At 65.8% G+C, this 18,153-nt stretch carries 20 protein-coding genes and 1 pseudogene; 11 read left to right on the top strand and 10 right to left on the bottom strand.

Annotated features, from left to right (window positions below; all coding sequences use genetic code 11):
* Positions 1 to 84 precede the first annotated feature (84 nt).
* The 3 genes from NLR35_RS14790 to NLR35_RS14780 all read left to right on the top strand — a co-directional run bounded on the left by NLR35_RS14790 (position 85) and on the right by NLR35_RS14780 (position 2,425).
* A complete protein-coding gene (locus NLR35_RS14790) occupies positions 85 to 1,041 on the top strand; it encodes an alpha/beta fold hydrolase (protein ID WP_257167260.1) in 957 nt (318 codons plus the stop codon).
* Positions 1,042 to 1,083: 42 nt separating this feature from the next.
* Positions 1,084 to 1,896 carry a carboxylesterase gene (locus tag NLR35_RS14785; RefSeq protein WP_257167259.1) on the top strand — a complete coding sequence of 271 codons (813 nt, stop codon included), beginning with the start codon at positions 1,084 to 1,086 and terminating at the stop codon, positions 1,894 to 1,896.
* A gap of 151 nt (positions 1,897 to 2,047) precedes the next feature.
* A complete protein-coding gene (locus tag NLR35_RS14780; protein ID WP_257167257.1) occupies positions 2,048 to 2,425 on the top strand; it encodes a hypothetical protein in 378 nt (125 codons plus the stop codon).
* Here NLR35_RS14780 and NLR35_RS14775 read toward each other — a convergent pair.
* From NLR35_RS14775 to NLR35_RS14760, 4 genes and pseudogenes are all read right to left on the bottom strand, one after another.
* Complete coding sequence (locus tag NLR35_RS14775) at positions 2,413 to 2,865, bottom strand: ankyrin repeat domain-containing protein (RefSeq protein ID WP_257167256.1); 453 nt, start codon at positions 2,863 to 2,865, stop codon at positions 2,413 to 2,415. The two genes, NLR35_RS14780 and NLR35_RS14775, sit on opposite strands and share 13 nt — an antisense overlap.
* Before the next feature lie 15 nt (positions 2,866 to 2,880).
* Positions 2,881 to 3,321, bottom strand: coding sequence for a hypothetical protein (locus NLR35_RS14770; RefSeq protein ID WP_257167255.1), 441 nt, complete (start codon positions 3,319 to 3,321; stop codon positions 2,881 to 2,883).
* A 226-nt stretch (positions 3,322 to 3,547) separates the two neighbouring features.
* Positions 3,548 to 3,889, bottom strand: a pseudogene (locus tag NLR35_RS34310) (hypothetical protein); the annotation flags it as partial.
* Between the two features lie 864 nt (positions 3,890 to 4,753).
* Entirely contained in the window at positions 4,754 to 5,428 is a 675-nt protein-coding gene (locus tag NLR35_RS14760; protein ID WP_257167253.1) for a response regulator transcription factor, read from the bottom strand.
* Between the two features lie 414 nt (positions 5,429 to 5,842).
* Here NLR35_RS14760 and NLR35_RS14755 point away from each other — a divergent pair, with 414 nt between their 5' ends.
* Positions 5,843 to 7,468 carry an MFS transporter gene (locus NLR35_RS14755; RefSeq protein WP_257167252.1) on the top strand — a complete coding sequence of 542 codons (1,626 nt, stop codon included), beginning with the start codon at positions 5,843 to 5,845 and terminating at the stop codon, positions 7,466 to 7,468.
* Between the two features lie 104 nt (positions 7,469 to 7,572).
* Here NLR35_RS14755 and NLR35_RS14750 read toward each other — a convergent pair whose 3' ends face one another.
* A complete protein-coding gene (locus NLR35_RS14750) occupies positions 7,573 to 8,040 on the bottom strand; it encodes a secondary thiamine-phosphate synthase enzyme YjbQ (protein WP_257167251.1) in 468 nt (155 codons plus the stop codon).
* Between the two features lie 24 nt (positions 8,041 to 8,064).
* A complete protein-coding gene (locus NLR35_RS14745) occupies positions 8,065 to 8,631 on the bottom strand; it encodes a hypothetical protein (RefSeq protein ID WP_257167250.1) in 567 nt (188 codons plus the stop codon).
* Between the two features lie 491 nt (positions 8,632 to 9,122).
* On the opposite strand from NLR35_RS14745, the gene NLR35_RS14740 reads away from it, so the two are divergent.
* The 5 genes from NLR35_RS14740 (at position 9,123) to NLR35_RS14720 (ending at position 11,709) form a co-directional block, all read left to right on the top strand.
* Positions 9,123 to 9,500, top strand: coding sequence for an AtpZ/AtpI family protein (locus NLR35_RS14740; protein WP_257167466.1), 378 nt, complete (start codon positions 9,123 to 9,125; stop codon positions 9,498 to 9,500).
* A gap of 104 nt (positions 9,501 to 9,604) precedes the next feature.
* On the top strand, positions 9,605 to 10,348 hold the full coding sequence (locus tag NLR35_RS14735; RefSeq protein WP_006615621.1) for a F0F1 ATP synthase subunit A: 744 nt from the start codon (positions 9,605 to 9,607) through the stop codon (positions 10,346 to 10,348).
* A gap of 38 nt (positions 10,349 to 10,386) precedes the next feature.
* Complete coding sequence (locus NLR35_RS14730) at positions 10,387 to 10,614, top strand: F0F1 ATP synthase subunit C (protein ID WP_006615622.1); 228 nt, start codon at positions 10,387 to 10,389, stop codon at positions 10,612 to 10,614.
* A gap of 28 nt (positions 10,615 to 10,642) precedes the next feature.
* Positions 10,643 to 11,218, top strand: coding sequence for a F0F1 ATP synthase subunit B' (locus NLR35_RS14725; protein ID WP_006615623.1), 576 nt, complete (start codon positions 10,643 to 10,645; stop codon positions 11,216 to 11,218).
* Complete coding sequence (locus NLR35_RS14720) at positions 11,218 to 11,709, top strand: ATP F0F1 synthase subunit B (protein ID WP_257167248.1); 492 nt, start codon at positions 11,218 to 11,220, stop codon at positions 11,707 to 11,709. Before NLR35_RS14725 ends, NLR35_RS14720 begins: the two co-directional genes overlap by 1 nt.
* Before the next feature lie 106 nt (positions 11,710 to 11,815).
* On the opposite strand, the gene NLR35_RS14715 is transcribed toward NLR35_RS14720, so the two are convergent.
* The 4 genes from NLR35_RS14715 to thrC all read right to left on the bottom strand — a co-directional run bounded on the left by NLR35_RS14715 (position 11,816) and on the right by thrC (position 16,024).
* Positions 11,816 to 12,424 (bottom strand): hypothetical protein, encoded by a 609-nt coding sequence (locus NLR35_RS14715; RefSeq protein WP_257167465.1) that lies wholly within the window; start codon positions 12,422 to 12,424, stop codon positions 11,816 to 11,818.
* A 216-nt stretch (positions 12,425 to 12,640) separates the two neighbouring features.
* A complete protein-coding gene (locus tag NLR35_RS14710) occupies positions 12,641 to 13,228 on the bottom strand; it encodes a GNAT family N-acetyltransferase (protein WP_257167247.1) in 588 nt (195 codons plus the stop codon).
* 91 nt (positions 13,229 to 13,319) lie between these two features.
* The gene (locus NLR35_RS14705) at positions 13,320 to 14,609 is read right to left on the bottom strand and encodes a pitrilysin family protein (RefSeq protein WP_257167464.1); all 1,290 of its coding nucleotides are present in this window, start codon (positions 14,607 to 14,609) and stop codon (positions 13,320 to 13,322) included.
* The gene (gene thrC / locus NLR35_RS14700; RefSeq protein ID WP_257167246.1) at positions 14,609 to 16,024 is read right to left on the bottom strand and encodes a threonine synthase; all 1,416 of its coding nucleotides are present in this window, start codon (positions 16,022 to 16,024) and stop codon (positions 14,609 to 14,611) included. The genes NLR35_RS14705 and thrC overlap by 1 nt, the downstream gene beginning before the upstream one ends.
* Before the next feature lie 1,516 nt (positions 16,025 to 17,540).
* Here thrC and NLR35_RS14695 point away from each other — a divergent pair.
* Together NLR35_RS14695 and NLR35_RS14690 are read left to right on the top strand one after the other, a co-directional pair.
* Positions 17,541 to 17,864 (top strand): heavy metal-binding domain-containing protein, encoded by a 324-nt coding sequence (locus NLR35_RS14695; RefSeq protein WP_015663907.1) that lies wholly within the window; start codon positions 17,541 to 17,543, stop codon positions 17,862 to 17,864.
* Positions 17,861 to 18,085, top strand: a complete 225-nt coding sequence (locus tag NLR35_RS14690; protein ID WP_257167245.1) for a hypothetical protein — start codon at positions 17,861 to 17,863, stop codon at positions 18,083 to 18,085. The genes NLR35_RS14695 and NLR35_RS14690 overlap by 4 nt, the downstream gene beginning before the upstream one ends.
* Positions 18,086 to 18,153: the final 68 nt, after the last annotated feature.

Genomic DNA, 18,153 nt, shown 5'->3' with positions numbered 1-18,153 from the left:
AAATCCTTGGCGCCCATACCCTCTAATACCGCGAGCGTCCCTCGTCTAGCTTTGCGTACATCGACAAGCCCAGAGGAGATCATCATGACTTTGCCCCGCCTGCTGCAACGAACCGCGCTCGCCGCCACCGCACTCACCGCGCTGGCCGCCGTCGCCCTTGCCGACGCCACCGAGGCGCCGGGCCATTTCCCGGCCGGCTTCCGCACCCAGGAGATTCCGACCAACGGCACCACGATCCACGTCCGCGTCGGCGGCACCGGGCCGGCGGTCGTGCTGCTGCACGGCTATGGCGACACCGGCGACATGTGGGTGCCGCTCGCCGCCAAGCTGGCAGCGAACCACACCGTCATCGTGCCCGACCTGCGCGGGCTCGGCCTCTCCGCCCGCGCCGACAAGGGGTTCGAGAAGGCCAACCAAGCCGAGGACATCGCCGGCGTGATGGATGCGCTGGGCGCACGCACTGCCGAGGTTGTCGCGCACGACATCGGCAACATGGTCGCCTATGCGCTCGCCGCGCGGCACTCCGACCGCGTGACCAAGCTGGTGCTGATGGATGCGCCGGTGCCGGGCATCGGCCCATGGGAGGAGATCCTGAAGAACCCGCTGCTGTGGCACTTCCGCTTCGGCGGTCCGGACATGGAGCGCCTGGTCGAGGGCCGCGAGCGCATCTATCTCGACCGCTTCTGGAACGAGTTCTCGGCCAAGCCTGCGAACTTCCCGGAGGCCGCGCGCGTCCACTACGCCGAGCTCTACGCCGGCCCGGGACGGATGCATGCCGGCTTCAGCCAGTTTGCAGCCTTCGATCAGGACGCGATCGACAACCGCGCCTGGCTCGCGGCGCACGGCAAGCTGACGATGCCGGTGCTGGCGATCGGCGGCGGCGCATCGTTCGGCGCGACCATGGCCACGGTGACACGGGCCGGCGCCGACAACGTGCAGGAGCAGGTCATTCCAGGCTCCGGCCATTGGCTGATGGAGGAGCAGCCCGCCGCGACGGTCGCCGCGATCGACGCCTTCCTCAACGCACCGTCAGCGCGCTGATCTCACATCACCTCTCCAATCCCGCGTGGAAGGACACCGATCATGACGACGCATTCCCTCGATGAGGCGATTGGGGAGGCCAACGCATCGCAAAGGCTCTCGGTCATCTTCATTCACGGCCTGTGGCTGAAGCCGAGTTCGTGGGACCGCTGGGCCGAGATGTTCAACGCTGCCGGCTTCGCCGCGCTGGCCCCCGGCTGGCCGGCGGAGATGGGCGGCGCCGCCGCCCCGGAGACCATCGGCGAGGTCGCGGCCCACTTCGCCGCGATCGCAGGCAGGCTCGACCGCCGCCCCGCCCTCATCGGCCATTCCTTCGGCGGCCTGATCGCGCAGATCCTCGCCGGCCGCGGCCTATCGGCCGCGACGGTCGCGATCGATCCGGCGCCGTTCCGCGGCGTGCTGCCGCTGCCCATCTCCGCACTCCGCTCGGCCTGGCCGGTGCTGCACAATCCCGCCAACACCAGCCGCAATGTCAGCCTCACGCCCGACCAGTTTCGCTATGCCTTCGCCAACGCGGTGCCCGAGACCGAGAGCGACAACCTCTACGACGCCTATCAGGCGCCGGCTCCGGGTCGCCCGATCTTCCAGGCCGCGGCCGCCAACCTCAATCCCTGGACCGAAGCCCGCGTCGACAGCGAGGCCGCGAACCGCGGACCGCTGCTGATCATCTCCGGCGAGCACGACCACACTGTGCCGCCCTCCGTCGCTCACGCCGCCTATGAGCTGCAGAAGCGCAACCAGCACGCCGTCACCGAGTTCGCTCAGCTTCCGCAACGCGGCCATTCGCTGACCATCGACAGCGGCTGGCGCGAGGTGGCGGAGGCGACGCTGAAGTTCGTGAAGCGCTTTCTTTAGCGCGGCTGGCGAGCGGCCGCGCGGTGACCGGCCCGTGCGACAATGATCCGTCCGCAGCACCTCCGAAAGGAACAAGGCAGCGGGATCTGCGTTCAGGCTTCCATGCGTCGAAAAGCGGCGTGTCGAGATCCAGTCCCTGGAGAACACCGATATGGACAAGAAGACAGCCGCACTGCTCGGAGCCGCAGCCGCCGCAATCACCGCCAGTGGCGCACAGGCCAATACATTGCCAGGCGCGAACCCGTCCGCCATCCCGCAGGCCTCGTCCTACGCCGAGTTGCTCGCACCACTTCCAAATGCTCTGGCAGTGCTGCAGGCCGACGACGCCGCACGCGCCCAGGCCAAAACGGACGAGGTCAAGGTGGCAGAAACCGTGATCATCCGCAGAGGCCGCCGGCACTATCACGACCACCACCATCATCACCATCACCGCACGGTCATCGGCATTCCCGGCGTCGGCGGCGTCAGCATCGGACGAGGCCATCATCATCACCACCACCATCATCATCACGGCTACTACGATCGCTGAGAATGGATCCAGGCATCGTTCGTAGCTTGATCCGCTGCAGGCGCAGCGGGATCGAGCGGGCAGCGCCGCTTTGACCACTTGCCGGCGGCGATCCCGATCGCTGCCGGCCGCATGTGCCGATCGGCGGATTCTCTCTTGTTGCGCAGACGTGGATCGGCGCCAGCCTCGATCGGAGACATCACCGCGTTCGCACAGCGATTACATACGGCGCGGGGCAGCGGCGCGACGCCGCTGTTGTCGAGCGCGTTCGGGTCCGCACCGGCTCGCACCAGCGCGGCGATCACGATGACCTGCTCATCGGGCTTCCAGCCTGGCGATCCGGGCCCGCCATCGGCGGCGTAGTGCAGCGGTTGCGCACCGCCCCTGTTGCGGGCATGGACGTCAGCTCCCCGCGAGATCAGCTCGCTGACGATCCGGGACTGTTGAGCCGCGGCGGCCATGTGCAGGCAAGCGCCTCATTTTGCCAGCGATCTCAGCCGCTCGAGTCGCCCGCGCACCTCGGTCCCGGCGAGATTCAGGATGGGTCCGGCGGATCCGGTCACGAAGGTGACGTAGGACAGTTGATCCTGAAAGAAGAAGATGTAGTCGGCACCTGCCAGCAGCGGCAGCGTGCAATTGCCGTATCCCAACGGCAGGCTCCTGACCTTCGCATCGGCGGGCGGCTGCCCCTTGATCACCTCGATGGTGTTGATCGACGCTTCGAGGATCTGCGGGTAATGCTTCCTCACATCGTCCGGTGCGGCGATCTCTGCGACCGACGTCACATGCGCGACGAACACCGAAGTCGCCTTCGCGAACAACTGCTCCTCGGAAGACGGCCCGCTCAAGGACGAGCAGGCGGCCGCTGGCGAGATCTGCGCGATCGTAATGGCGGCCACTGGAAAAGCCAGACGCATGCGCCGGAATCCTGACATCGTGCTGGCCCGTCCCTGTCGTGCAGCGTGACAGCCCACGCCGGATCAGGAAGCCGCGAGCGGCCGCCTGCTTTCTCATCCTACCCACGGGCGACGGGCCGGTCCAACACAGCTCGCGGACGACAATCAGCAGGCGAGCAGAGTCGTGAGCCATCGCCCGCGCCAAATATCGCCCCGGCCGCAACGCCACGGTCAGATGGTTGCTGCGCCGATCATCGCCTGGATCAGCCGCATCGGTCAGCCACATCACACCCGACACACCGGTCTCGAATTCGAGCCGCTCTGCCCCGGGGCCGTCGAGATCGACACGCAGTTGCGACGTCTGCAGAGCAGGACCGATCAGTCCCTCGTCGTTGACGCCGAGCCATTGCACCAGGAAACCCCGGTCGTCCCGGTCGTCGGAGTACCAGGCCACATCGCCGGCATCACCGGACAACACGACGGCGACACCCTGCCCGCAGCTGATCGCCCCGAGCCAGTTCGTCACCCGGCAGGCGCGCGCATAGTCGCTCTGATCGGAAGGGTCGTCGTGATCGCCCCATCCCTCGATGCCGTGCCATTCTGACAGAAGATCGGCAGGGATCAGCAGGTGGGGACCACCGGTCGTTCGACCCAGGTTCGGGTTCGCGTCATGCGGTGGAGGTTAGCAGGTCTGCGTGGGCTTGACATGCGACACGTACGAGCAAATCCGAGCACAGAAATTTATTTCTTTTTCCCAGAAATCATGCTACTCTTTTGAGTCGTCCCGTGCCCGCCATGAGGGGCGCTTCGCGATCGTCACGAACGTGGGGTGCGGGATGCGGTGGGCGCGTCGGGTCGCAGCGGGCTTTGGTCTCGCGGACGAACGATCCGGCGCGCACGGTCAAGCCGTGTGGTCCTGGCATCCCGGTGCTGATGCCAAGTCCGTAGCGACGATGCTGCGGATGACGGGGGCAAGAACGCCGGTCCCCGGGGAGAGCACGGAGCAGCCGTCAAAACCATCGCGCAGGGAGGGCCGGGCGTGTTCGGCCAGACCTGTGGTGACTGCCGCCTGCTTTTTTTCTGCAGGCGGGCCACGGGCGCGGCCAGCGCCCGGCCTTCCCTGCGCCCTCTGCTTCAGAGAGGGCGATGATGAGCAAAGCTCGGACGCGTCATGCGCCGCGAGGCTGAGAAGGTGTGTCGCGATGAACCATCGATCAAACGAGCTGAGCTTCTGGCGCCGGCGTTGCTGTGATCGCGCTGCCTGAACTCACGGGGATTGGAGCCCCTCACCCTGAGGAGCACGCCGCAGGCGGGCGTCTCGAAGGGCAAGGCCCGCGCTGTGGCCTCATGGTTCGAGACGGCGCTACGCGCCTCCTCACCACGAGGGTCAACAATCTCGCCCTGGAGACCGGCTTTGGATCGAACAGGCTTGGATCAACAGGCGATCAGCCCGTCACTTCCCCGTCGGCACGTCCTGCCGCCACGCGCTGCCCGCGATCTTCGCCGCGGCGATCACGGCCTGCGTCCGGCTCTCGACGCCGAGCTTCTGCAGGATGGCCGAGACATGCGCCTTGATGGTCGCCTCGGAGACGCCGAGCTCGTAGGCGATCTGCTTGTTGAGCAGCCCCTGCGACAACATCATCAGCACGCGGACCTGCTGCGGCGTCAGCGTCACCAGGCGGTCGCGCAGCTTCGCCATCTCCGGATCGGCGCCGGCGGCAAAGTCGGTGTCCGCCGGCACCCAGACCTCGCCATCCATCACCTTCTTGATGGCGTCGCGCAGCGTGTCGACGCCGAAGCGCTTTGGGATGAAGCCGGACGCCCCGAAATCGAGCGAGCGGCGGATCGTCGCGCCGTCGTCGCTGGCCGAGACGATCACCACCGGGATCGCCGGATATTGCGCGCGGAGATAGATCAGCCCGGAGAAGCCGGAGATGCCGGGCATGGTGAGGTCGAGCAGCACGAGGTCGACCTCGGAATCCTTTTCCAGGAGCGCAGTCAGATCCTCGAAAGAGCCGGCCTCGTCGACCACGGCCTCGCTGAGCACGCTCGCGACCGCCTGCCGCAGCGCGTTACGGAACAGCGGATGATCATCCGCAATGACGAGATGGGTGCTGGCAGCCGCCATAAATCCTGACTTGAACAATCCTGACGTGACCTCGCGTCGGCGACGGCATGCTGCATCTGCATGCGCGCCGATTTTCCGGAAATACTCGCCCGGCCACCGGTTGCATGCAAGCATGCAATTCCACTTGGAGGGAAGGCGGTTAATCCCCGCCTTGTGCGACGCAGCATACGTAGCGCAGCGCCCGATCAGCGAACTTGATCCGCCGCAATGTCCCCACCTTTCCCGCCCGCCTCAGGAGCCAGGGCCGAAAGTCGTATTGGGCCGAGTTTCACTGCAATGTTACTTAGGCGCCAAGGCCTCCGCGACGACAGCCGTCCAAGTCCGGCATGCGGAGACGAAGCCATCATCACAAACGATCTTGGGGAGCGAATGCCAATGTCAACAATGGTCGCCACACCAGCGAGAACGGGAGGCATGACGAAGGACGAACGTTTCGTCATTCTGGCTTCCTCGCTCGGCACCGTCTTCGAGTGGTACGACTTCTACCTGTACGGGTCGCTGGCCTCGATCATCGGCGCGCAGTTCTTCTCCGCCTATCCGCCGGCCACCCGCGACATCTTCGCGCTGCTCGCCTTCGCCGCCGGCTTCCTGGTCCGCCCGTTCGGCGCCATCGTGTTCGGCCGCATCGGCGACATCGTCGGCCGCAAATACACCTTCCTGGTCACGATCCTGATCATGGGTCTGTCGACCTTCATCGTCGGCATCCTGCCGAACGCCGAGACCATCGGCTTCGCAGCGCCGGTGATCCTGATCGGTCTGCGCCTGCTGCAGGGCCTCGCGCTCGGCGGTGAGTATGGCGGCGCCGCGACCTATGTCGCCGAGCACGCTCCGATGGGCAAGCGCGGCTACTACACCTCCTTCATCCAGACCACCGCGACGATGGGCCTGTTCCTGTCGCTGCTGGTGATCCTGTTCACCCGCACCATCATCGGCGAGGCCGACTTCGCGAAATGGGGCTGGCGCGTTCCGTTCCTGGTGTCCGTGCTGCTGCTCGGCGTCTCCGTCTGGATCCGTCTGCGCCTCAACGAGTCGCCCGTGTTCCAGAAGATGAAGGAAGAGGGCAAGAGCTCGAAGGCGCCGCTGACCGAAGCCTTCGCCAACTGGGGCAACGGCAAGATCGTGCTGCTCGCGCTGATCGGCGCCACGATGGGCCAGGGCGTGGTCTGGTACACCGGCCAGTTCTACGCGCTGTTCTTCCTGCAATCGATCCTGAAGGTCGACGGCTACACCGCCAACCTGCTGATCGCCTGGTCGCTGCTGCTCGGCACCGGCTTCTTCATCGTGTTCGGCATCCTCTCCGACAAGATCGGCCGCAAGCCGATCATCATGGGCGGCTGTCTGATCGCGGCGCTGACCTTCTTCCCGATCTTCAAGATGATCACCAGCAACGCCAACCCGGCGCTGGAAAAGGCCATCGAGACGACGAAGGTTGAAGTGGTGGCGGATCCCGCGGGCTGCGGCGATCTGTTCAATCCGGTCGGCACCCGCGTCTTCAGCGCGCCCTGCGACACCGCCCGCTCCTATCTGGCCCAGCAGTCGGTCAAATACTCGACCATTCCTGGCCCGGCCGGCTCGGGCGTGAAGGTGACCGTCAACGGCACCGACGTGGCCTATGCCGACGCCAAGGCCGGCAACCCGGCCATCCTCGCGGCCGTCCAGGCCGCCGGCTATCCGAAGGCGGGCGACGCGGCCATCGTGAAGATGGCGCATCCGTTCGACGTCTTCCGTCCGCAGGTCGCCGCGATCATCGGCCTGCTGTTCATCCTGGTGATCTTCGTGACGATGGTCTACGGCCCGATCGCCGCGATGCTGGTCGAGCTGTTCCCGACCAAGATCCGCTACACCTCGATGTCGCTGCCCTATCACATCGGCAACGGCTGGTTCGGCGGCCTGCTGCCGGCCACCGCGTTCGCGATCGTGGCCTCGACCGGCGATATCTATGCCGGCCTTTGGTACCCGATCACGTTCGCCGTCATCACCGCGGTGGTCGGCTTCCTGTTCCTGCCGGAAACCAAGGACGTCGACATCCAGTCGACCTGATCATGATGCGAGCGGCAATCCCGCTCGCATCCCCTTCGAACGAACGGCCGCGGATCACTCCGCGGCCGTTCCGCGTTTCAGCCCCGGGGTTTCGTCTTTTGCGATCAGACCGCGCCGATGAACTGCAGCACCACCTCGCGGGCGTGCGGACGCGCGCGATGCTCGATCAAATAGATCGCCTGCCAGGTGCCGAGCAGCATGCGGCCGTCCTTCACCGGCACCTGCAGGGAGACCGCGCTCAGCATGGTCTTGATGTGCGCCGGCATGTCGTCGGGCCCCTCGGTGTCGTGCACCCAGCCGCCGTCCTCCGGCGCCAGCCGCGCCAGCGCCGTGGTGAGATCGCGCAGCACGGTCGGATCAGCATTCTCCTGGATCGTCAGCGACGCCGAGGTGTGGCGGATGAAGGCGGTGACGACACCTTCTCTCGCGGAGACCTCGCACAGGAACGCGTCGGCCTCGCGCGTGAGATCGGTGAAGCCGCGGCCCCGCGTCTGGACGGTCAACGTCGAGGTCACGACAGTATTGAGAGCTATGGCCGACGGTGCCGTCCGCGATGTCGATCTTGTGGGCATGCGCCCCGCCTCCTCGGCTCGACCTCAGATCTTGCCAGAGACGTCCTTCTGCACCCGCGTCGCCATGTCGAGCAGCCGGCGCCAGGCCTGCTCCAGGAAGCCCATCATGCGATCCATGTCCTGGTCGCTGGGCAACGGAATCTCCAGCTTGCGCGTTGCATCGGCCGATTTGGAGTCGCCCGCTTTATCACCTGCCTTGGGCTCGGCCTTCTTCAGCTGATCGGATTTCGGTAGCGCCTGGTCCTTCGGCAGCGCCTCGTCGATCTTGCCGGCGATGCTGTGGTCGCGCGAGGCGAGCTGAGCCTTCAGGCTCTCATTCTCTCCCTGCAGCCGGCCGATCTCGGCATCCAGCGCCGCGCGCTCGTCCGGAACGGCATAGCACGCCCAGCCCGAACCGGAATTGTTGTTGCAGGTCGAGACCGCCCCTGTCCGCGTGTCGAGGCGGACAACGCCGTCCGGCGTGGTCGACATTGTATAGCGCCCTTTGTCACCATCGGGGGCGCTGTCGTCCGCCGCCAAGGCCGCTCCCGCGAGACAGCTCAATGCCAGAACGGCGAGGAGGGGCTGCCGGCAGGACTTCATGACAGTCATGTCTCGCTCTCCAGGGCGCGTTCGGGATGGCCGCCATGCACGCTCGCATTGTGTCGCCGCCATGACATTGCCTCGACTGCGGTCACCTGCCACAGGCGACGCCGGTTGAACTCACGTAGAGGCGCCGCGGCGCGATTTCAACGCGCTCGTCCCTTACGTCGTGCCGGCCCCGCCGTGGACGTGCGCCGCCGCGGGTTCCCGGCTCCGGGGACCAGGCGTATCGGCGCCGCCTTGGAGCACCGGCTGAGCGGCTCGACCTGCGCCCCATCGCAACCGCACAGAACACTGTTGATGCGGCGCGGTGACACGCGCGACCGATCTGACGAAAAAGCCGAGAAAACGAGCAGAATCAGACATCTAACAGATCAACACGCAATCTTGACTTGGGGGGATGCGGTCAGTATGGTCCGCGCGGCTTTAAAGGGCGATGGGGCGCTATTTCCTGAAACTCGCAGCAACGGGTCGGGTCTCCACACATGGCGGACAAGCACATGGCGGATGGCACGAACGAGAGCAGCGGACACGGAGATCGCGACAAGTCGCCCGATGAGGTTGCGCTTTCCGCAAGGCTCGGAAGTCTCGACCAACGGTTGTCCGAATTTCGCGACGGCCGAAAGATCGGGGCTGATCAACCTGGAAACAGCGGCGGTGACACTGCAGCCCGGGCTTCGGCCATGGCGCGTGGCCTGCAACTGTCCTCCGAGTTGATCGCCGGTGTCCTCGTCGGCGCGGTGCTTGGCTGGGGCTTCGACCGCTTGCTGTCGACATCGCCCTTCGGATTTATCGTGTTTTTCCTGCTCGGCTTCGCCGCCGGCGTGTTGAACGTGGTGAGATCTGCAGGCATAGCTCCCGACAGGTCCCGCCAGTGAGTTCTGCGCGAAAGACCGTGACTCTGAAGGCCCACGACTCTGAAGGCCCACGAGTGAATTGCAAAGCGCCGGCGTGGCCGGTGAACAACTGAGACGCCACGCGGATGATCGATCCGATCCATCAATTCCACCTCAACAAGATCTTCACGATCGGCCACATCGGCAATCAGGAGATCGCCTTCACCAATTCGTCCGCGTACATGCTGCTCGCGGTCGTTCTCATCGCCGTCATGATGATGGCCGCCGGACGCGCGCTCGTCCCGGGCCGCTTCCAGTCGATGGTCGAGCTGTCCTACGAATTCGTCGCCAACACCATCAGAACCAGCGCCGGCTCGCACGGCATGACGTTCTTCCCGCTGGTGTTCTCGCTGTTCATGTTCATCTTCGTCTCGAACATCGTCGGCATCATCCCCTACACCTTCACCGTCTCCAGCCACATCATCGTCACCTTCGCGCTGGCGCTCCTGGTGTTCCTGACGGTCATCATCTACGGCTTCTACAAGAACGGCCTGAAGTTCTTTAAGCTGTTCGTGCCGTCCGGCATCCCCGCGGTGATCCTGCCGCTGGTGGTCGTGATTGAAATCATCTCCTTCTTCTCCCGCCCGATCTCGCACAGCGTCCGTCTGTTCGCCAACATGCTGGCCGGACACGTCACGCTGAAGGTGTTCGCGAGCTTCGTGACCATGCTCGGCGCGCTCGGTTTCGTCGGCAAGGTCGGCGCGCTGCTGCCGCTCGGTCTCACGGTCGCCCTGACCGGCCTCGAGCTGATGGTCGCGTTCCTCCAGGCCTACGTCTTCACGATCCTCACCTGCATCTATCTCAACGATGCTATCCATCCGGGCCACTGATCCGGCCCTCTCTACCTAACCTCTCAAAGGAGTTCGTCATGGATCCGGTCGCAGCGAAGTACATTGGCGCGGGCATTGCCTGCATCGGCATGGGTGGCGCGGGTGCCGGCATCGGCATCATCTTCGGCAACTACCTGTCGGCTGCTCTGCGCAACCCGTCGGCCGCCCAGGGCCAGTTCGGCAACCTGATTTTCGGCTTCGCGGTGACCGAAGCGCTCGGCATCTTCTCGCTGCTGATCGCCCTGCTCCTGCTGTACGCCGTCTAAGACGGCCTGAGCCGGACAGGAGAAGCCCGTGGCTGAAAGTCATGGTGAGGCCAAGGGCGGCGAGGCCAAGGGCACCGCAAGCGCCCATACGGAGGCCGATGGCGGGCATGGTTTCCCTCCCTTCTCGAAGGAAACCTTTCCCTCCCAGATCGTCTCTCTGGTGATCGCCTTCGTGGCGCTGTACGTGATCGTGTCGCGTGTGGCGCTGCCGAAGGTCGGGGCCGTCATCGACGCCCGCCAGAAGGCGATCGACGGCGATCTGGCCGAGGCACAGCGGCTGAAGGATGAATCCGAAGCCGCGATGAAGGCGTATGAAACCGAGCTGGCGACGGCTCGCGCCCGCGCCCAGGCGATTGGTGCCGAAACCCGCGACAAGCTCGCGGCCTCGTCGGATGCCGAACGCAAGGCGCTGGAAGATAGCCTCGCGGCCAAGCTCGCGGCAGCTGAGAAGTCCATCGCCACCACGCGTGCGACCGCAATGAGCAATGTCCGCGGCATCGCCGCTGATGCGGCCTCTGCGATCGTGCAGCAGCTCACCGGCAAGGCCCCTGCGGCCAAGACGGTGGAAGCTGCGGTCGATGCATCGTTGAAGGGAACAGCCTGATGCATTTGCTCGCTGATCCGGAAACCTGGGTTGCGATTGCTTTCGTGATCCTGATGGGCCTGTTCGCCTATCTCGGTGTCCACCGCATGATCCTGAAGGCGCTCGACCACCGTGCCGATCGCATCAGGAACGAGCTGGCGGAGGCCAAGCGGCTCAAGGACGAGGCGGCCAAGGTGCTCGCCGACTACAAGACCCGCCGCGCCAGCGCCGAGCGTGAGGCCGAGGAGATCGTCACCAGCGCGAAGGCGGAAGCCGAGCGTATCGCGGCGGACGCCAAGGCCAAGATGGAAGACTTCGTCTCCCGTCGCACCAAGGCCGCCGAGAGCAAGATCGCGCTCGCCGAAGCCCAGGCTTTGGCCGACGTCCGGGCCGCCGCGGCCGACGCCGCTGTCCAGGCCGCCGCGACCGTGCTGTCGCAGTCGGTCAAGGGCGGTCTCGGCGAAGACCTGGTCGCCAAGGGCATCGCAGAAGTCGGCCGCAAGCTGAACTGAGCCGCGCTCGATCGATCCAACATCTTCCAAAAGGCCGGTGCCGCGCACCGGCCTTTTGCTTTTCCAACCTGTTCCCGTCCTGGCCGCCGGTGCGACCGGCCGCGCCTCACTTCCGCTTCTTGCCGCGCTCGGGCGTCAGGGCCTGCGGATCGAAGCCGATGTAGAACACGTAATTGTCGGCGTTGGCGCCGGGCGGCGGCACCGGATAGACCATGTCCTCGGCGACAATCGTGAACGGCACGCTGCCGTCGCCGGTCATCTGCACCGTGGTCCGGTAGGCCTTGGTGGCGATCACCTTCTCGCCGATTCCACCCTGGACCACCGCGATGCGCACCGGGATATCGACGGTGGCCGGCGCGCCGGCGGGCCCGGCGACGACGCGGCCCTGGATGCCGATCTTGGCGACGATCTCGGCGCCGTTGAGATTGCACTCACGCGCGGTCTTGACGATCGAGGCCTGAAACCGCACGTCGTTGCCGACGGCCTGTTTGCCGGGCACCGCCACCGCATAGGTCGAGGCGCCAGCCCGGATGTTGACCTGCGGACAGGTCAAGCCCTCGGTCGGATCGACGGGCGGACCGCCTGCAGGCAGGTTCTGCTGCTCCTTGTCGTCCGAGCCGCCGCCGAACAGGCTCTTGAAACGGTCCGTGAGCGATTGGGCCGCAGCCGGCGGTGCGACCGCTGCCGCTCCCATGGCCAGCAGCACGGCTGCCAACGTCCCCACCCGAATCACACGCGTCTGTCGCATCTCGAAGTCCCCGGCATCTCGGTCGCCCGGCTCGACGGCCCGACCCACGGCTCGGATCGCGCGAGCGCGGCCAAGCCGAAGGACGCCGGCATCAAGGCGGCTCACCTGAAGGCGTCTATACCCATTTCAGAGGCCGGAACCAGCCCCGTTCGGCCTCGCATTCTCCCCGCCCGATCACAAATGCTAACCGCGAAAATCCTCATGCAGGAGGCCATAGAGGTAATGGTCCTGCCAGACCCCGTTGATGCAGAGATAGCGCCGCGCCAGCCCTTCCCGGGTGAAACCGCACTTCTCGAGCACCCGGATCGACGGCGTATTGGTCGGGATGCAGGCGGCCTCCACACGGTGCAGATTGAGCTCGCCGAACAAGGTCGGTAGCAGCAGCCGCAGCGCCGACGTCATGTAGCCGTGATGGGCGTGCGGCTGGCCCATCCAGTAGCCGATCGTGCCGGCCTGGACGATGCCGCGCCGGACATTGGCAAGCGTGATGCCGCCGAGCATGGCGCCGTCTGATTCGCGGAACACGATGAACGGGTAGGAGCGGTCGGCCGAGATGTCCTCGGCATAGCGGCGCAGCCGGCGGCGGAAGCCGGAGCGCGTCAGGTCGTCGGACGGCCAGATCGGCTCCCATGGCGTCAAATAATCGCGGCTGATCTCGCGCAGCCGCGCCCATTGGGCGTAGTCGGCCATCTGTGGCGAACGCAGCAGCAGACCATTGCCGCGCGGGGCGAGCGCAGCCGGTCCACTGGACGGTAAACGAAACAGGGCCATCGGTGATGCTCCCCTGCTCTTCAGCACCCGAATCCACCGCCGGCGCTCCCGGCGGCGATCCGCCAGGTGCTCGACGTGTCAGGACCCGTGCTCAATGCAGCTGGGCCTTCGACTTCGGCCCGGTGAGACCTTCGGCGAAAGTCACTGCCGTGTCCAGACCCCTGCCGGTCCCCAAGGCCACGACCGCCGGCTTGCTGCGTGCGAGCAGCGCACGCGCCGCATCGCGCGTGCTCTCGACGCTCACCGCCTCGATCTTGGCGACCATCTCCTGCAGCGTCTGCGGCCGGCCATAAGCGAGGATATGCCGCGCGAGCTGCTCGGCGCGGGCGCTGCAGCTCTCCAGCGCCATCAGCAGCCCCGCCTTCATCTGCGCCTTGGCGCGCGCCACCTCAGCGTCGGTCAGGCTCTCCACCGCGTTGCCGATGATGTCGACGACGACTTCCATCATCTCGGGCGCGTCGGCCGGATCCGTGCCGGTGTACAGGCCGAAGAAGCCGGTGTCGCTGTAGGGCGCGTGGAAAGTGTAGACGGAGTAGCAGAGCCCGCGATTCTCGCGCACCTCCTGGAACAGGCGGGACGACATGCCGCCGCCGAGGATGTTGGTGAACACCTGCAGCGAGAACAGCGACGGATCGGCCTGCGGCACGCCCTCCAGCGCCAGGGTCAGATGCGCCTGCTCGAGATCGCGATGCACCACCCGCGAGCCGCCCTTGCCGAAAGCCGCCGGCAGCGGCTTCGGTCCCTCGCCGCCGTTGAAGCTGGCGAAGCGCTTGGTCACGTCCTCGACCACGCGCTGATGATCGACCGCGCCGGCGGCGGCCACCACCATGTCGGGTCCGCGATAGTGCGTCGACAGATAGCCGTGCAGCTTGTCGCGGTCGAACGCCTCGAGCGTCTTGGCGGTGCCGAGCAGCGACCGGCCCATCGGCTGGTCGGGGAAGCACAGCTCGTTGAGATGCTCGAATACGACGTCGTCAGGCGTGTCCTGCGCCGCGCCAATCTCCTGCACGATGACGTTCTTCTCGCGCTCCAGCTCCTCCGGCACGAAGGACGGATTGGCCAGAATGTCGGAGAGCACGTCGAGCGCCAGTGGCACGTCGGCCTTCAGCACGCGCGCATAATAGGCCGTGGTCTCGGTCGACGTACCGGCGTTGAGATCGCCGCCGACCGCCTCGACCGCCTCGACGATCTCGCGCGCGCTGCGCGTCGTCGTGCCCTTGAACGCCATGTGCTCCAGCAGGTGCGAGATGCCATGCTCGTCCGGTTTCTCGTCGCGACCACCGACACCGGCCCAGACGCCGAGCGCCGCCGTCTCCAGATGCGGCATCGTGTCGGTGACGACCGTCAGCCCCGTCGGCAGCTTGGTGACTTCCACGCCCATCATGCAATTCCCTGCTTGGCGGCCCGGCTGACCGAGCGGATGAATTTCTCCACCTCGGCCTGGTCGTTCCGCATGATCCTGATGTCCTCGCGCTTGCTCATCAGCCCCTCCAGCCAGACCGGCAGATGCGGACGCTGTCCGCAAGCGGCCTCGACCGCGTCGGGGAATTTGGCGGGATGCGCCGTCGACAGCACGATGTTCGGCACCGAGGTATCGGTGCCGTCGCGATCGGCCACCGCGAGCGCCACCGCCGTATGCGGATCGACCAGATCGCCGGCCTCGCGGTAACAGGCGCGAATCGCCGCCGCCGTCTCCGTCTCGTCGGCACGCCCCGCCTCAAAACCGGACCGGATCTCCGAAAGCATCGCATCCGGCAGCACGAAGCGCCCGGACTGCTTCAGGCTCTCCATCAGCCGTCGCACCGCGCCGGCGTCGCGGCCGCCGGCCTCGAACAACAGCCGCTCGAAATTCGACGAGACCTGGATGTCCATCGAGGGCGACGCCGTCGCATGCACCTCGCGCACCTCGTAGATGCCGGTGGCCAGCGTACGGGAAAGAATGTCGTTGACGTTGGTGGCGACGCGCAAGGTGCGCACCGGCAGGCCCATGCGCTTGGCGACGTAGCCGGCGAAGATGTCGCCGAAATTGCCTGTGGGCACGGTGAAGTCGACGGCGCGATGCGGCGCGCCGACGGCGACCGCCGACGTGAAGTAGTAGACGACCTGGGCGACGATACGCGCCCAGTTGATCGAGTTCACGCCGGACAGCGCCACGGAGTCGCGGAAGGCGTGATGATTAAACAGGCCCTTCACGATCGCCTGGCAGTCGTCGAAATGACCTTCGATCGCCAGCGCGTGCACATTCGACGCGCCCGACGTCGTCATCATGCGACGCTGCACCTCGGAGATGCGGCCATGCGGAAACAGCACGATCAGATCGGCATTGTCGCGGCCGGCGAAGGCGTCGACCGCAGCGCCGCCGGTATCGCCCGATGTCGCGACCACGATGGTCGTGCGCTCGCCGCGCTTGGCCAGCACGTGGTCCATCAGCCGCGAGATCAGCTGCATCGCCACGTCCTTGAACGCCAAGGTCGGGCCGTGGAACAGCTCGAGCACGAACTGGTGCGGGGCGATCTGGTCGAGCGGCACCACCGCGGGATGGCGGAAGGTGGCGTAGGCCTCGTTGGCCATGCGGCCGAGCTCGGCATCGGAGATCTCGCCGGCGACGAACGGCTTGATGACCTCGACCGCGACCTCCCAATAGGGCCGGCCGAAGAACGAGGCGATGGTCTCGGACGTCAGCTGCGGCCAGGTCTCGGGCACGTACAGGCCGCCGTCGCGGGCGAGCCCGGTCAGCATCACATCGCAGAAGGTGAGCGCGGGGGCCTCCCCGCGGGTCGAAACATAGCGCGTCAAACCGCTCTCCTGACCTGCGTCACCAGGCCATAACCCGTTGATTGAACTCGAAATCGGAACCGCGTGGCGGCAACATGGTCCGGCACCATAATGGTTTTGGGCTGCCTGTGAAACCGCTTGTTGCCGGGGGGCATGGTTGCGATCCGGGGTTACGGCGGCGTTACGGCGACCGGCACGAGACTGACAGCGCTGGTCGGTCCACCGTCTCATCCGACCAGCCCGGCTGGCATCGCCCGGTTCAACCGGGCGATCCAGTATGCCGCGGCGGCTGTGCTCGACCGAACCGTCGCGCCGTACTGGATCCCCGCCTTCGCGGGGACAACGGCGGTGGAGGTGGCGAGCAGCCGGGACCCATGTCAGACTCCTCGTTGAAAGCACCGCTCGTTCCTCCGTCATTGCGCGCGAAGCGAAGCAATCCAGGGTGCTGGGCGGGACTCTGGATGGCTTCCGCCTTCGCCCGATGGGCTTCGGCGGACACGTCGTCGCGACGCTCCTCGCAATGACGTCGAAAGAGCCGACAGCCTCCCAGGCAACCCATGCGCGGCAACGGTTGGACCCCCGTCAGAGCGCAACTTCACCTTCTCGCGGCGCGATCGGCGCCCGAGCTTTGCGGAAATTCCTCCCTCCTCGAACGGAGGGCGCAGGGAAGACCGGATGCCGGCTGGCACCCGCGGCCCCCGTGCGAACAAGAATGCACGGGGCAGGAACCACAGGTTCAGCCAGAGCGACCCGGCCTTCCCTGCGCGATGGCTTACGACTTATACGCGCTCTCCTCGGTGCACCGGCTTATGGCCACCGTGCCGCGACAATGCGCTTGCGCGCACCACCGCGGGGGACACCAGCGTCGGGGTGTCAGGACCACGCGACTTCGCCGTCCGTGCCGGCCGCACTCGTCAGTTGCAGCCGACCCGTCCATCGCATCCCACCTCACGTCCGTGACGACGCGTACGCCCCTCGCAACGAGGCGGGATGGGCCTAGACAATCATGATTTCGGAAAAAGTGAAAGTCAAATTTCTGGGCGGACTGGGCTGGATACGCTGATGGCTTTGGATCTGATGAGAAAATTGGATTTCCGGGGCGACCGAACTTATTAGTTCGTGTGATCGCCGGCGTCGATCCTGACTGCCCGTCGGGCGACTCAGTTCGACACGACAAGGCTGGCACGCTTCGTGGCCCGCATAATCTCCTGGCCCTCGGTGGTCGTCCCGGGCAAGCCCGGCAACGCGCAAGCGTTGTCGGGCGCCGACCCGGGACCCATAACCACCATCGCCCGTGCGAGGCGTGCTGTCGCTCCAGCCTGCCGCCTTATCATCGATCGGGAGTATGGATTCCGGGTCGGCGCGCGCCGGCGCTGCCGCGCCGGCCCACTTGCCCGGGACGACAGCGGAATTTGGGGCGCAGCATGGGCTCCGAAAGAGACTTGGCGCAGGCTGGCGGCTCGCATGAACCGAAACGGTCGCTCGATTGTCAAATCGAGCGCCGGCCGCAACAGCCGGCATCAGACGGAGGTTACCCATGATTGTCGTGACGACCGAAAACGTGACCGGCCACCGCACGGTGCGGATGCTGGGCCAGTGCTTTGGCGTGGTGGTGCGCAGCCGTGGGCTTGGCGGCAATCTGGTGGCCAGCCTGCGCTCGATCGTCGGTGGCGAGATCCATGAATACACGCAGATGCTGGAGGAGGCACGGCGCCACGCGCTCGATCGGCTCGTCCACAACGCGACGTCGATGGGCGCGAACGCCATTCTGATGATGCGCTTCGACAGCGCCGAGATCGGCCAGACCATGAGCGAGATCGTCGCCTATGGCACAGCCGCCGTCATCGAACCCGCGCCATGATCGGCCTCATGCTCTGGCTCGCGGTTATGTCAGCCATCGTGCTGGTGTGGTTCTTCTTCCGCCAGGGCGGCTACAAGCGCGCCGCGCTCTCCGCCCCGCCCGGGCCAGACTGGATCAAGACCGACGAGCGCTTCGTCGATCCCAGCAGCGGCGAGACGCTGGACGTGTGGTTTCAGCCGCGCACGGGCGAGCGGGCGTATGTGCGGACGGACCGAAAATAACAAAGAATCGAAAAGCTAATTGTACTCAAGATTGATCGACATATGCACGTACGTAGATTTCGATAACT

The organism is Bradyrhizobium sp. SRS-191, from assembly GCF_024586915.1.
Lineage (GTDB): Bacteria > Pseudomonadota > Alphaproteobacteria > Rhizobiales > Xanthobacteraceae > Bradyrhizobium.
Note: the sequence above shows the minus strand (reverse complement) of the source record. Positions and strands in the feature narration are given on the sequence as shown.

What these genes read in the sequence shown, in the direction of transcription:
- NLR35_RS14790 (WP_257167260.1), top strand. Translation starts at nt 85, where the DNA reads ATGACTTTGCCCCGCCTGCTGCAACGAACCGCGCTCGCCGCCACCGCA.
- NLR35_RS14785 (WP_257167259.1), top strand. Translation starts at nt 1,084, where the DNA reads ATGACGACGCATTCCCTCGATGAGGCGATTGGGGAGGCCAACGCATCG.
- NLR35_RS14750 (WP_257167251.1), bottom strand. Translation starts at nt 8,040, where the DNA reads ATGCCCACAAGATCGACATCGCGGACGGCACCGTCGGCCATAGCTCTC.
- NLR35_RS14710 (WP_257167247.1), bottom strand. Translation starts at nt 13,228, where the DNA reads ATGGCCCTGTTTCGTTTACCGTCCAGTGGACCGGCTGCGCTCGCCCCG.
- NLR35_RS14695 (WP_015663907.1), top strand. Translation starts at nt 17,541, where the DNA reads ATGATTGTCGTGACGACCGAAAACGTGACCGGCCACCGCACGGTGCGG.
- NLR35_RS14690 (WP_257167245.1), top strand. Translation starts at nt 17,861, where the DNA reads ATGATCGGCCTCATGCTCTGGCTCGCGGTTATGTCAGCCATCGTGCTG.
- NLR35_RS14735 (WP_006615621.1), top strand. Translation starts at nt 9,605, where the DNA reads ATGATCGATCCGATCCATCAATTCCACCTCAACAAGATCTTCACGATC.
- NLR35_RS14780 (WP_257167257.1), top strand. Translation starts at nt 2,048, where the DNA reads ATGGACAAGAAGACAGCCGCACTGCTCGGAGCCGCAGCCGCCGCAATC.
- NLR35_RS14775 (WP_257167256.1), bottom strand. Translation starts at nt 2,865, where the DNA reads ATGGCCGCCGCGGCTCAACAGTCCCGGATCGTCAGCGAGCTGATCTCG.
- NLR35_RS14740 (WP_257167466.1), top strand. Translation starts at nt 9,123, where the DNA reads ATGGCGGATGGCACGAACGAGAGCAGCGGACACGGAGATCGCGACAAG.
- NLR35_RS14705 (WP_257167464.1), bottom strand. Translation starts at nt 14,609, where the DNA reads ATGGGCGTGGAAGTCACCAAGCTGCCGACGGGGCTGACGGTCGTCACC.
- NLR35_RS14770 (WP_257167255.1), bottom strand. Translation starts at nt 3,321, where the DNA reads ATGCGTCTGGCTTTTCCAGTGGCCGCCATTACGATCGCGCAGATCTCG.
- NLR35_RS14760 (WP_257167253.1), bottom strand. Translation starts at nt 5,428, where the DNA reads ATGGCGGCTGCCAGCACCCATCTCGTCATTGCGGATGATCATCCGCTG.
- NLR35_RS14755 (WP_257167252.1), top strand. Translation starts at nt 5,843, where the DNA reads ATGACGAAGGACGAACGTTTCGTCATTCTGGCTTCCTCGCTCGGCACC.
- NLR35_RS14745 (WP_257167250.1), bottom strand. Translation starts at nt 8,631, where the DNA reads ATGACTGTCATGAAGTCCTGCCGGCAGCCCCTCCTCGCCGTTCTGGCA.
- NLR35_RS14730 (WP_006615622.1), top strand. Translation starts at nt 10,387, where the DNA reads ATGGATCCGGTCGCAGCGAAGTACATTGGCGCGGGCATTGCCTGCATC.
- NLR35_RS14720 (WP_257167248.1), top strand. Translation starts at nt 11,218, where the DNA reads ATGCATTTGCTCGCTGATCCGGAAACCTGGGTTGCGATTGCTTTCGTG.